Below are 11,915 nucleotides of genomic sequence, written 5' to 3'. Positions count from 1 at the left end.
ACTCGCCGGGTGCGCGACATCACCTACCCCCCGGTCATCGTCACGGCGAAGCTGCTCTTCAGGCTCCTCGGCCAGCGCTTCCAGCTGTCGGGCACGGAGCACGTGCCGCGCAAGGGGGGCGCGCTGCTCGCGATCAACCACACCGGGTACGTCGACTTCATCTACGGCGGCCTCGGCGCCAACCCGTCGAAGCGGTTGGTCCGGTTCATGATCAAGCGCGAGATGATGGACAAGCCGGGCGTCGGCCACCTGCTCCGCAGCTTCCACCACATCCGGGTCGACCGTGACTCCGGCGTCCAGTCGATGCGCGACGCCACCGAGTACCTCAAGGCCGGCGAGGTGGTCGGCATCTATCCGGAGGCCACGATCTCGCGCTCGTTCGAGATCAAGGAGCTCAAGACCGGCGCGGTGCGGATCGCCGCCGAGGCGGGCGTTCCGCTGATCCCGGTGATCGTCTGGGGCGCCCACCGGCTGATGACCAAGGACCACCCGAAGGACTTCTCTCGCTCGCGCAAGACGATCGCCGTCCGCGTCGGGGCGCCGCTGTACCCGACCGGCGAGGACCCGGCGGCCGAGACCGCCGAGCTCCGCGCGGAGATGCAGCGACTGCTCGACGAGACCCTCGCGGCCTATCCCGAGGACGAGAAGGCGCCCGGCTCGTGGTGGACGCCGGCGCGCCTGGGCGGCTCAGCCCCGACGCCTGCAGAGGCGAAGCTGCTCGACGCCGCGGAGCTCAAGGAGCGGGCCGCCCGGCGAGCCGCCAAGGCCGCCGAGAAGAAGGACTCGTCGACGAAGTGACTCATCGACAAGTCGGCTAATCGACTTGTCGCTTTGTCGACAAAGCACCGGATCCACGCTCAGATCGGGCGGTCATTTCGGTTGCGGGGGTCCATGATGTCGACAATTCGGCGCAGGTCGTCGAGCGTCGCGAACTCGACGGTGATCTTGCCCTTGCTCTTGCCGAGGTCGATCTTGACCCGGGTCTCGAGCCGGTCGGCCAGCCGGTCGGAGAGGTCGACCAGGCCGGGGGCGAACGGCTTGGCGTGCGCGGTGCGGGGCTTCGTCGTACCGGTCTCGCCGACGGCGACGATCTCCTCGAGGCCACGGACGCTGATCCCCTCGGCGATCACCCGCTGCGCGAGCCGGTCCTGGATGTCGGCGTCCTCGATCGCGAGCAGCGCCCGGGCGTGACCGGCGGAGAGCACGCCGGCGGCCACCCGCCGCTGCACGGCCGGGCTCAGCTTCAGCAGCCGGAGGGTGTTGCTGATCTGCGGCCGGGAGCGGCCGATCCGCTGGGCGAGCACGTCGTGGGTGCAGCCGAAGTCCTCGAGCAGCTGCGAGTAGGCAGCCGCTTCCTCGAGCGGGTTCAGCTGGGAGCGGTGGAGGTTCTCCAGCAGCGCGTCGCGCAGCATGTCGGAGTCCTCGGTCTGCCGCACGATGGCCGGGATCTTCTCGAGGCCGGCCTGCTGGGCGGCGCGCCAGCGGCGCTCGCCCATGATCAGCTCGTAGGAGCCGGGGGAGAGCTCGCGGACGACGATCGGCTGCAGCAGGCCGATCTCACGGACGCTGTGGACCAGCTCGGCCATCGCCTCCTCGTCGAAGACCTGGCGGGGCTGCACGGCGTTCGGCTTGATCGAGGTCGGCTCGAGCTCGACGAAGTAGGCGCCGTCGACGGGCAGGAGCTCGCGGCCGCCAGGCGCACTGGCCCCAGCGGTCCCGCTGGTCCCGTCCGTCACAGGGCTCGACGGACCCGTCTCGGTCGACGTCGATGTCGTCGCCTGCGTCGACGGCTGTGCGGGCTCGGGAGGCGCGGTCGGGATGAGCGAGCCCAGCCCCCGGCCAAGGCCGCGGCGCGGCGCGTTGCTGCTCATGACAGCCTCCCTCGGGTCGCGATCTCCCGAGCGGCCTCCAGATAGCTGAGCGCGCCCGGCGAAGCCGGATCGTAGGTCATCACCGTCTGGCCGTACGACGGGGCCTCCGACACCCGCACCGAGCGGGGGATCGCGGTCTTGAGCACCTGGTCGCCGAAGTGCTCGCGCACCTCCTGAGCGACACCGGCGGCGAGGCGGGTGCGGGCGTCGTACATCGTGAGGACGATGGTGGAGACGGCCAGGTCGGGGTTGAGGTGGGCGCGCACCATGTCGACGGTCGCCAACAGCTGTCCGAGACCCTCGAGGGCGTAGTACTCCGCCTGGATCGGGATCATCATCTCGGCTCCGGCCACCAGCGCGTTCAGGGTCAGCAGACCGAGCGACGGCGGGCAGTCGATGAGCACGTAGTCGTAGCGCTCGTCGCCGATGCTCTCCGCGGAGCCGACCAGCGGGTGCGCCTGGATCGCCTTCTTGAGCCGGCCCTCCCGCGCGACGACGCTGACCAGCTCGATCTCCGCGCCGGCCAGGTCGATCGTGGCGGGCACCACGTCGAGCCCCTCGTTGTCGGGGCACGACTGGATGACGTCGACGAGAGCCATGCCGTCGACCAGGACCTCGTAGGTTCCCAGGGTGCCTTGGCGGTGCTCGATGTTGAGAGCGGTCGAGGCGTTGCCCTGCGGATCCAGGTCGACCACGAGCACTCGCTGCCCGAGCTCGCAGAGCGCCGCCGCGATGTTCACGGTCGACGTCGTCTTGCCGACGCCGCCCTTCTGGTTCGCGACCACGAAGACGCGGGTCGCTTCCGGTCGGGGAGCGGGCTGACGCTGGATGCCCTGACGAACGAAGACCGACCTCTGGGCCGCAGCGGCGAGCGGCGTCTGGTCCTCGTCGAACTCGGGGTCGTACGCCGCCAGGTCGGCGGCTGTTCGCACCGAGAAGCTGGTTTCACGTGAAACCTCGGGTGCCTTCGTTTCACGTGAAACATCGCTCATCGGCGGGTCCTGCGCGTGCTCGGTGGGATCACCCGACACCGGGGCCTCCTGTGGAAAAGTCGGGGCTGTCTGTGGACGAACAGGCTCAGCACGAGGGCTTGGAGCGGTGGAAAACTCAGGAAGGGGACCCTTACCAGCCGGTGTGTCCCCATGGTTCTGGCCGGTCACGACGTCCCCCTCTGGTGACGCGCCGCCCGGGTCTTGCCACGCCGCGAACCGCCGTGCTTCCCGGAAGTCGGCAACGATACTCGGGAAGGATCGGACCAGGTAACCCGTACCACCCGGGTCTGTGCAGAAGCGGGCTCGAGCGGCTCCGAACCCGACGGGTCAGCAGCCAACACCTCGACGACGGGCTCGGCACAGCCCAGCTTCCGCAGCACGGGACGGGCGGCCTCGATCTCCTCCTCGGCGGAGTCGCCCTTCATGGCGACGAGAGCGCCGTGCGGGGAGACCAGCGGCATGCACCAGCCGAGCAGGCGGTCCAGGGGCGCCACCGCGCGGGCGGTCACGACGTCGTAGGTCCACCGCCCGTGGAGCGCGTCAGCCCGATCGCGCCGCACGACGACGTTGTCGAGGCCCAGGTCGGCCACCACCTCCTCCAGGAAGGTGGTCCGCCGCAGGAGCGGCTCGATCAGCGTCACCGAGAGGTCCGGGCGGCCGAGCGCGAGCACCAGTCCCGGCAGACCCGCTCCTGAGCCGACATCGGCGACCGTCGCGTCGCGGGGGAGCGCTGCGGCCAGCAAGCCGCAGTTCACGAGGTGGCGGTCCCAGAGACGGGGTACCTCGCGAGGGCCGATCAGGCCTCGCACGACGCCGTCGGTCGCCAGCAGCTCGCAGTACCGCTCGACCAGAGGAAGCCGGTCAACAGGGAACAGGGCCCGCGCCAGCTCGGGCGCGGGCCCTGCACCGCCGGCGTCGCCAGCGGTTGGTTTCACGTGAAACGTCCGCCGTCAGTCGGCGGGGAGGACGACGACGTAGCGTCGCGGCTCCACGCCCTCGGACTCCGACCGGAGCCCGGCGGCGGCGACCGCGTCGTGCACGATCTTGCGCTCGAACGGCGACATCGGCTCGAGGGACACCGGCTCACCGGACGCCTTCACCTCGGCCGCGGTCTCCTCGCCGATCTTGGTGAGTCGCGAGCGCTTGTCGGCCCGGAAGCCGGAGATGTCGAGCATCAGCCGGGACCGCTCGCCGGTCTCGCGGTAGACGGCGAGGCGGGTGAGCTCCTGGAGCGCCTCCAACACCTTGCCGTCGGGACCGACGAGCTGGGCCAGGTCGGCACCGACGATCGAGACTGCGGCCCGATCTGCTTCGACGTCCATGTCCAGGTCGCCGTCGAGGTCGGCGATGTCGAGCAGCTCCTCGAGGTAGTCGGCCGCGATGTCGCCCTCCCGCTCGAGACGGTCGACGAGCGCGTCCCCGCTCTCAGAGGGGGCGTCGGCCTCCTCCTCCTCGCTCACGTCATCGGCGCTCGCCTCGTCCGCGCTCGCGTCGTCCTCGGTCAGGTCGTCCTCGGTCAGGTCGTCCTCGACGACCTCCTGCTCGGTGGCGTCGGTCATGGTCTCTTCGACGTCGGTCTCGGTGCTCATTTGCTGCCTCCCTTGTTCGGGTTGGTTCCAGTGCCCGGCTTGCCGGACTTGCGCTGGGAGCGGGTCTGCCGCTTGGGCTGCACCCGCTGGGTCGGCCGGTGCTCCGGCTCCGCGACGGACTCGCCCTCGGGCACCGGCTCGTACGCGGCGTACTTCTCGGGGTGCTTGGCCGCCTTGGCCTTGTCGCGCTCCTGCTTCGCCGTGAACGCCGGCGTGCCCGGAGCGGGGTTGTTGCGGATCACGTAGAACTGCTGGCCCATGGTCCACAGGTTCGAGGTGGTCCAGTACAGGAGCACGCCGATCGGGAACGCGACACCACCCAGGCCGAAGGCCACCGGGAGGATGTAGAGCAGCATCTTCTGCTGCTGCGCGTACGGGCCGGTGAGCGCGTCGGCCGGCATGTTCTTGGCCATCAGCTGGCGCTGGGTGAAGAAGGTGGTCGCGGTCATCGCGAGCACGAGCACCGCGGCCACGGCGACGACCGCACCGCTGTCCGCACCCTCGCCCCACGGGGTCGCGCCCCAGAAGGACTTCGCGAGTCCGATCACGCCGAAGACCTCGGAGTCACCGAACTGCTCGGCGAGCTTCTCGGTGAGGAAGCCGTGCGCCTTGCCCTTCTTGGCGGCCTGGTCGAGCAGCCGGAACAGCGCGAAGAAGATCGGCATCTGGAGCAGGATCGGGAGGCAGGAGGCGAACGGGTTGGTGCCCGCCTCCTTGTAGAGCTTCATCGTCTCCTCGGCCAGCTTCTGCCGGTCGTGGCCGTACTTCTTCTGCAGCTCACGCACCTTGGGCTGGATCAGCTGCATGTTGCGGCTCGACTTGATCTGCTTCACGAACAGCGGGATCAGCGCGGCGCGGATCACGACCGTCAGGCCGATGATGGACAGCGTCCACGACAGACCGCCGGCGGGGTCGAGACCCATCAGCGTGAACAGCTTGTGCCAGCCGATCAGCACCGCCGAGATCGCGTAGTAGAGCGGCACCATGATGAAGTGGCCGATGTCGCCGAAGATGCCCACTCAGGCTCCTTGTTCGATGTGGTCCGCGCCGCGGTGGCGCGAAGATGCAGGGGGTACGTGGTCGACGCCGCCGGCGGCCCAGGGGTGGCACCGGGCCACCCGTCGGGCGGCAAGCCAGCTGCCCTTGATGCTGCCGTGGGTCTGCACGGCCTCCAGCGCGTAGGCCGAGCACGAGGGGTAGTAACGGCAGACCTCGCCGTAGAGCGGGCTGATCACCAAGCGATAGCCGCGCAGCAGCGCGACCAGCAGCCACTTCACCGGTCCACCCGTCCGGAGCCGGTCATCAGGCTCCTCTCGAGGCAACGGTCGAGATCGCCGACGAGTTCCTCGTACGACGCCGCGGCCGCGGCCGGCTGGGCACGCACGACGAGCAGCGTGTCACGGGGGAGCAGCGGGATCCGCGCTGCGGCAGCGTGCCGGAGTCGGCGCTTCACGCGGTTGCGCACGACCGCCGGTCCGACGGCCTTGCTCACGACGAAGCCGACGCGCGGAGCACTGCCGGACTGCGGGTCAGCGACCGCCAGGTGGGTCACGAGCGTGCGCGCCCCTGAGCGCCGGCCCGCCTTGACGGCGTGTCGGAACGTGGAGGGGCGGGTCAGCCGGTGGTCAGCATGCAGCACGGGAGCCCTCCCGGAGGCTGGGGCACGGCCCGTCGCCTCAGACTGCCAGGCTCTTGCGACCCTTCCGGCGACGGTTCGCCAGGATGGCGCGACCGGCGCGGGTGCGCATCCGCAGTCGGAACCCGTGCACCTTGTGGCGACGACGGTTGTTCGGCTGGTACGTCCGCTTGCTCACGATCGACCTCTCGGCTGGCTATCGATGTACGTCTTGGGGAAGGGCCACCCGGTACGGCCCGGCAGCAGAGCGCAGGAGTGCGCGCTCGGCCCGATGCGTTGGTGCAGCTTCGGCTGGCACCGCGCGTCCGTGGATGCCGGACCCTCCAGAAGCGGAAGGGCAAGCGGCCACGGACATGCGGCACCGGTCGACACCGGATGACCGCACAACGGTACGCGCGAGGCGACAGACCGGTCAAACCGACGAAACTCACGACCTTATGCCGGAAAGCCGGACAGCAGCCCGCACCCCGCCGATGATATGTGGAGACGATCCTGAGATCCTGTGGAGAACGGGTTGATCCACAGGCCGAGCAGGACTAGGTTCGGCCTCTCCGGGATTCCCCGCCGGTTCGGGCAGCATCGTGGCCCACGCGTCGACGTGAACGTCGGCCGCAGATCGAAGAACTGGCGGCTGACCTGCGCAAACGGGTGGATCACCCTCACCTCGGACGGCCTCGGCATGGCGCCAACACCCCGGCGATCATGAGTTCACAGCCTGTGGACAAAGTTGTGGAGGTAGCGCCCGACCGGGTGCGACGAAATTGTGCGACAGATGTGGGAGAGGTAGCCGTGACCGGCAACGACGAGCACGCGGACGACCAGCCGGAGACCCAGGGGGCGGACCCCGCGCTCACCCAGCTGGAGGAGGCGTGGGACGCCGTCATCGGTGACCTCCAGGCACCGCAGCGGGCGTGGCTGCAGGCCAGCCGGCCGGTCACCCTGCACGGAACGACCGCGATCGTCGCTGTCCCCGACGAGTTCACGCGCAAGCGGCTCGAGGGTCGGGTGCGGGGCTACCTCGAGGAAGCCCTCACCGACCGGTTCGGTCACGGCGTGCAGCTGGCCGTGACGGTGGATGCCAACCTGCGCCACCAGGCCCCCGCCGGTCACCCCGTCGAACCGGCGGCGCCGTCGGCACCCGCCGAGCCGGCCCCGTCGAACGGATTCGGCGACATGTCGACAAATCGACTTCTCGATACGTCGACCTACGACTCGGACGGGGGCACCCCGACCTTCGACGCGATCCGCAGCACCTTCCCGCCGGCCGGGGTCCCGACGGGTGGACAGAACGTCCCGCACACGGCCGAGTCGCGGCTCAACCCGAAGTACACCTTCGAGACCTTCGTCATCGGGTCGTCCAACAGGTTCCCCCACGCGGCCGCCGTCGCGGTGTCGGAGGCTCCCGGCAAGTCCTACAACCCGCTGCTCGTCTACGGCGACTCCGGCCTCGGCAAGACCCACCTGCTGCACGCCATCGGCCACTACGTCCGCAGCCTCTACGCGGGGGCGAAGGTCCGCTACGTCAGCTCCGAGGAGTTCACCAACGAGTTCATCAACTCGATCCGCGACGACCGGCAGGACCGGTTCAAGCGGCGCTACCGCGAGGTCGACGTACTCCTGATCGACGACATCCAGTTCCTGCAGGGCAAGACCCAGACGCAGGAGGAGTTCTTCCACACCTTCAACTACCTCCACAACGCGCAGAAGCAGATCGTCCTCACCTCCGACCAGGCGCCCAAGCGGCTCGAGGCGCTCGAGGACCGGCTGCGCAACCGGTTCGAGTGGGGCCTGATCACCGACGTGCAGCCGCCGGACCTCGAGACCCGGATCGCGATCCTCCGCAAGAAGGCCGCGATGGACAGGCTCACCGCGCCGCCCGACGTGCTCGAGTTCATCGCCAGCAAGATCCAGACGAACATCCGCGAGCTCGAGGGTGCCCTGATCAGGGTCACCGCGTTCGCCAACCTGAACCGCCAGGACGTCGACCTCACCCTCGCCGAGATCGTCCTCAAGGACCTGATCCCCGAGGGCGGCGAGCCCGAGATCACCGCCCCGCTGATCATCGCCCAGACCGCGGCGTACTTCGGGCTCTCGATCGAGGAGCTCACCGGCCCCAGCCGCGGCCGGCACCTGGTGATGGCGCGCCAGATCGCGATGTACCTGTGCCGCGAGCTCACCGGACTGTCGCTGCCGAAGATCGGCGCCCAGTTCGGCAACCGCGACCACACCACGGTGATGTACGCCGAGCGCAAGATCAACCAGCTCCTCGGTGAGCGGCGGGCCGTGTTCAACCAGGTCAGCGAGCTCACCAACCGGGTCAAGATGCAGGCGCGGCAGAGCTAGTGACACGACGCGTGGTGCCGCCGAACGGTCCGGCTGCCTGTGGACGACACGCCATGACGGGTACGAACTACACGGGGAGGATTCTGTGGTTCCACGGGGCGCCTCACTCCACAGGTCGCCCGGGTTCCACAGGCACCCGTACGCCGAGCGCTGTTGCTCCACACCGTCGTACACATGTCGAAACAGCCGCTCACCTGCATCTATGCGACTTCTCCACAGATTCCACCGACGCTATGACTACTCCCGAATTCCCTACGTATCGATGCGACGCCAACGAGCTCTCGGGCTCCGATCTGTGGAGAACGCCCTCGGATCGGCTCCGGACTGCACGCGTTGAACCAGTCGTGGCAGGATGCACACTGCGCACATTCGTGTAATTCCCCACGCGACGCCGCTCCTTTGTCAGTCACCTACTCCTCCGCCACGTGAAGGACGCATGAAGTGAAGTTCCGTGTCGACCGCGATGTCTTCGCCGACGCCGTCGCCTGGGCCGCCCGCAGCCTCCCCGTCCGTCCGAGCGCGCCCGTCCTCGCCGGCCTCCTGATCGAGGCCGGGGACGAGGGCCTGGTCCTGTCCACGTTCGACTACGAGACGTCGTGTCGCGCCACCCTCACCGCCGAGGTGAGTGACGAGGGCTCTGCCCTCGTCAGCGGCCGGCTGCTGGCCGACATCTGCCGCAGCCTCCCCGCCAAGCCGGTCGACGTGATGATCGACGGCACCCGCGTCTCGCTGACATGCGGTTCCGCCCGGTTCTCGCTGCAGACGATGCCGGTCGAGGACTACCCGTCGATCCCGTCGATGCCGGCCGCGACCGGCACGGTGCCGAGCGAGGCCTTCGCCCACGCGGTCGCCCAGGCCGTCACCGCGGCGGGTCGCGACGACATGCTGCCCGTCCTCACGGGCGTCCGGCTCGAGATCGAGGGCGACACGATCGCGCTGCTCGCGACCGACCGGTTCCGCCTCGCCCAGCGCGAGCTCGCCTGGACCCCGGGCCAGCCCGACGCGAGCCTGGCCGCCTTGGTCCCGGCCAAGGTGCTCGGCGACACGGCCAAGTCGCTGACCGCCGGCCCCGAGGTCACCATCGCGCTCTCGGCCAGCGGTTCGGGTGACGGCCTGATCGGCTTCGAGGGCAGCGGCCCCGGCGGCATGCGTCGTACGACGACGCGACTGCTCGACGGAGAGTTCCCCAAGGTCCGCAGCCTGTTCCCGAGCGAGCGGCTCACCATCGCCAAGCTCGACAAGGCCGCGCTGATCGAGTCGCTGAAGCGCGTCTCGCTCGTCGCCGAGCGCAACACCGCCGTCCAGCTGGCGTTCAAGGACGGCGTGCTGACGCTCGACGCCGGGTCCGGTGACGAGGCGCAGGCCTCCGAGTCGGTCGAGGCTCAGATCGAGGGCGACGACCTGGTCACCGGCTTCAACCCGCAGTTCCTGCTCGACGGCCTCGGCGCCATCGACGAGGCCGTGGTCGAGCTCGCGTTCACGCAGGCCTCCAAGCCGGTGGTCATCACCGGCACGGCCGACGAGTCGGCCTCCGACACCGCGGGCTCGTTCCGCTACCTCCTCATGCCCCGCCGCCTCTTGGGATAGGAACCCTCGCGATGCACATCGGACTCGTCGGACTCGGGAAGATGGGCGGCCCCATGCGCACGCGGATGCGCAACGCCGGCCTCACGGTCGTGGGCTACTCCCGCACCCCGGAGGACTCCGACGCCGAGAGCCTCGAGGCCCTGGTCGAGGCGCTGCCCGCCCCGAAGGTGGTCTGGGTGATGGTGCCGGCCGGCGACCCGACCCGCTCGACCATCGCCCGCCTCAAGGAGCTGCTGAGCGAGGGCGACCTGGTCGTCGACGGCGGCAACTCCAAGTACACCGACGACGCGATCAACGCCGCCTCGCTCGCCGAGAGGGGCATCGGCTTCGTCGACTGCGGCGTCTCCGGCGGGGTCTGGGGCCTCCAGAACGGCTACGCGCTGATGTACGGCGGCTCCGCGGAGGACGCCGCCAAGGTGATGCCGGCGTTCGAGGCGCTCAAGCCGGCCGACACCACCGACGGCCTGGTCCACTGCGGGACCACTCCGGGCGCGGGCCACTTCGCCAAGATGGTCCACAACGGCATCGAGTACGCCATGATGCAGGCCTTCGCGGAGGGCTGGGAGCTGCTCGAGAAGGTCGACATCGTCGACAACGTGCCCGAGATCTTCGCCTCCTGGCGCACCGGCACCGTGGTCCGCTCGTGGCTGCTCGACCTGTTCGTCGACCAGCTGCGCGCCGACGAGCACCTCGACGCGCTCAAGGGCTACGCCGACGACTCCGGCGAGGGCCGGTGGACGGTCGAGGCCGCGATCGAGAACGCCGTCCCGATGCCGGCGATCGCCGCCAGCCTGTTCGCCCGCTTCGTGTCACGGCAGGACGACGACGTGGCGATGAAGGCGATCGCGGCGATGCGCAACGGTTTCGGCGGTCACGCCGTGACCAAGAAGGGCTGACCGGGCTGAACCGGGCCGCCTTGGTTTCGAGGCTCGCTGCGCTCGCACCTCAACCGGCGGCGGTGGCGCGGCCGCTCGCACCTCAACCAGCGGCGGGGCGCAGCTAGAGCGCGGAGGCCAGGCGCACGAGGGCGTAGACGAGCCAGATGGCACCGATGCCGATGGCGACCGGGTGCTTGAGGAACGTGTCGAGGTCGGGTGGCGAGGCGCGTCGTACCCTCCGCACCACGACGAGTACGGCGAGCGCGACGATCGCAGCGACCACGACCATGCCGAACGCGTTGGCCGCGAACGACTCGCGCCACCAGCCGTGCGCGGCGTAGACCCAGGAACGGGTCAAGCCGCAACCGGGGCACGGCAGCCCGGTGAGAGCACGGAACGGGCAGATGACCGGCCCGTCCTCGATGTGATCGGGGGAGAGCAGGAACGACACCCCGATGCCGGCGACCCCGCCAGCCGCGACGACGTCCGCAGTCGAGATGCGGACGCGTCCGAGGAACCGCTTCGTGCGGGGCTCCTCGTGGGTTGGCGGGGTCGTCGTCGTCATGGGGAATCGGTGCTCAGCGGAAGGGGCGGCCGTCGACGTCGTGCTGCTTGCGCAGCGCGAACATGATCAGGTCGTAGATCGCCCAGATGCCGCAGCCGCCGCAGGTGAACAGCTTGCCGAGGCCGAGCCCGGTCTGGCCGAGGTAGAAGCGGTCGACGCCGAAGCTGCCCAGCAGCCACGACAGCAGGACGACGGTCAGCCACTCCTTGTCGGAGTAGAGACCGGGGACGTCCTTGGCCGCGACGTACTGCTGGCTGTCGCCGGTGCGGACCGGGGTGTCGGCCTTGATCTGGTTGGACACCGCCATCTGGGCGAGGGTGTTGAAGTCGAGCGGCCCCTGCTCCTGGCCGAGCACGTTGACGTAGAACGGGCCGCCGGACATCGGAGCAGGGGAGGGGGAGCCGTAGTCGTAGCCGCCCGGGGGCGGGGGAACTGGAGGTTGAGTCATGGAGTG

At 69.5% G+C, this 11,915-nt stretch carries 14 protein-coding genes; 4 read left to right on the top strand and 10 right to left on the bottom strand.

The features are described 5' to 3' along the window. Positions 1-9 precede the first annotated feature (9 nt). Complete coding sequence (locus H0488_RS03200; protein ID WP_183097836.1) at positions 10-798, top strand: lysophospholipid acyltransferase family protein; 789 nt, start codon at positions 10-12, stop codon at positions 796-798. Between the two features lie 59 nt (positions 799-857). Here the strand turns inward: H0488_RS03200 and H0488_RS03195 are convergent, their stop codons facing one another. The 8 genes from H0488_RS03195 to rpmH all read right to left on the bottom strand — a co-directional run bounded on the left by H0488_RS03195 (position 858) and on the right by rpmH (position 6,266). After that, positions 858-1,871 carry a ParB/RepB/Spo0J family partition protein gene (locus H0488_RS03195; RefSeq protein WP_183097835.1) on the bottom strand — a complete coding sequence of 338 codons (1,014 nt, stop codon included), beginning with the start codon at positions 1,869-1,871 and terminating at the stop codon, positions 858-860. Next, positions 1,868-2,803: a ParA family protein gene (locus H0488_RS03190; protein WP_312856192.1), complete on the bottom strand. Its 936-nt coding sequence runs from the start codon at positions 2,801-2,803 to the stop codon at positions 1,868-1,870. Before H0488_RS03190 ends, H0488_RS03195 begins: the two co-directional genes overlap by 4 nt. A gap of 224 nt (positions 2,804-3,027) precedes the next feature. After that, positions 3,028-3,798: a 16S rRNA (guanine(527)-N(7))-methyltransferase RsmG gene (rsmG, locus tag H0488_RS03185; RefSeq protein ID WP_312856191.1), complete on the bottom strand. Its 771-nt coding sequence runs from the start codon at positions 3,796-3,798 to the stop codon at positions 3,028-3,030. Between the two features lie 15 nt (positions 3,799-3,813). Next, positions 3,814-4,422: a Jag family protein gene (locus tag H0488_RS03180; protein WP_183097860.1), complete on the bottom strand. Its 609-nt coding sequence runs from the start codon at positions 4,420-4,422 to the stop codon at positions 3,814-3,816. Positions 4,423-4,448: 26 nt separating this feature from the next. Further along, on the bottom strand, positions 4,449-5,438 hold the full coding sequence (gene yidC / locus H0488_RS03175; protein ID WP_220794145.1) for a membrane protein insertase YidC: 990 nt from the start codon (positions 5,436-5,438) through the stop codon (positions 4,449-4,451). A gap of 33 nt (positions 5,439-5,471) precedes the next feature. Next, positions 5,472-5,729 (bottom strand): membrane protein insertion efficiency factor YidD, encoded by a 258-nt coding sequence (gene yidD / locus H0488_RS03170; protein ID WP_183097832.1) that lies wholly within the window; start codon positions 5,727-5,729, stop codon positions 5,472-5,474. Further along, on the bottom strand, positions 5,726-6,091 hold the full coding sequence (gene rnpA, locus H0488_RS03165) for a ribonuclease P protein component (protein ID WP_183097831.1): 366 nt from the start codon (positions 6,089-6,091) through the stop codon (positions 5,726-5,728). Before rnpA ends, yidD begins: the two co-directional genes overlap by 4 nt. A 37-nt stretch (positions 6,092-6,128) precedes the next feature. Next, positions 6,129-6,266, bottom strand: coding sequence for a 50S ribosomal protein L34 (gene rpmH, locus H0488_RS03160; RefSeq protein WP_183097830.1), 138 nt, complete (start codon positions 6,264-6,266; stop codon positions 6,129-6,131). Positions 6,267-6,877: 611 nt separating this feature from the next. On the opposite strand from rpmH, the gene dnaA reads away from it, so the two are divergent. The 3 genes from dnaA (at position 6,878) to gnd (ending at position 10,914) form a co-directional block, all read left to right on the top strand. Continuing rightward, positions 6,878-8,431, top strand: coding sequence for a chromosomal replication initiator protein DnaA (gene dnaA / locus H0488_RS03155; RefSeq protein WP_312856190.1), 1,554 nt, complete (start codon positions 6,878-6,880; stop codon positions 8,429-8,431). A gap of 441 nt (positions 8,432-8,872) precedes the next feature. After that, positions 8,873-10,018 carry a DNA polymerase III subunit beta gene (gene dnaN, locus H0488_RS03150; RefSeq protein ID WP_183097828.1) on the top strand — a complete coding sequence of 382 codons (1,146 nt, stop codon included), beginning with the start codon at positions 8,873-8,875 and terminating at the stop codon, positions 10,016-10,018. 11 nt (positions 10,019-10,029) lie between these two features. Further along, positions 10,030-10,914, top strand: coding sequence for a phosphogluconate dehydrogenase (NAD(+)-dependent, decarboxylating) (gene gnd, locus H0488_RS03145; protein WP_183097827.1), 885 nt, complete (start codon positions 10,030-10,032; stop codon positions 10,912-10,914). Between the two features lie 103 nt (positions 10,915-11,017). Here the strand turns inward: gnd and H0488_RS03140 are convergent, their stop codons facing one another. Both H0488_RS03140 and H0488_RS03135 read right to left on the bottom strand, forming a co-directional pair. Continuing rightward, complete coding sequence (locus H0488_RS03140; protein ID WP_183097826.1) at positions 11,018-11,461, bottom strand: DUF2752 domain-containing protein; 444 nt, start codon at positions 11,459-11,461, stop codon at positions 11,018-11,020. A gap of 13 nt (positions 11,462-11,474) precedes the next feature. Beyond that, positions 11,475-11,909, bottom strand: coding sequence for an NINE protein (locus H0488_RS03135; protein WP_183097825.1), 435 nt, complete (start codon positions 11,907-11,909; stop codon positions 11,475-11,477). Positions 11,910-11,915: the final 6 nt, after the last annotated feature.

The sequence above is a fragment of the Nocardioides pelophilus genome, assembly GCF_014180685.1.
GTDB classification, from domain to species: Bacteria; Actinomycetota; Actinomycetes; order Propionibacteriales; family Nocardioidaceae; genus Nocardioides; species Nocardioides pelophilus.
Note: the sequence above shows the minus strand (reverse complement) of the source record. Positions and strands in the feature narration are given on the sequence as shown.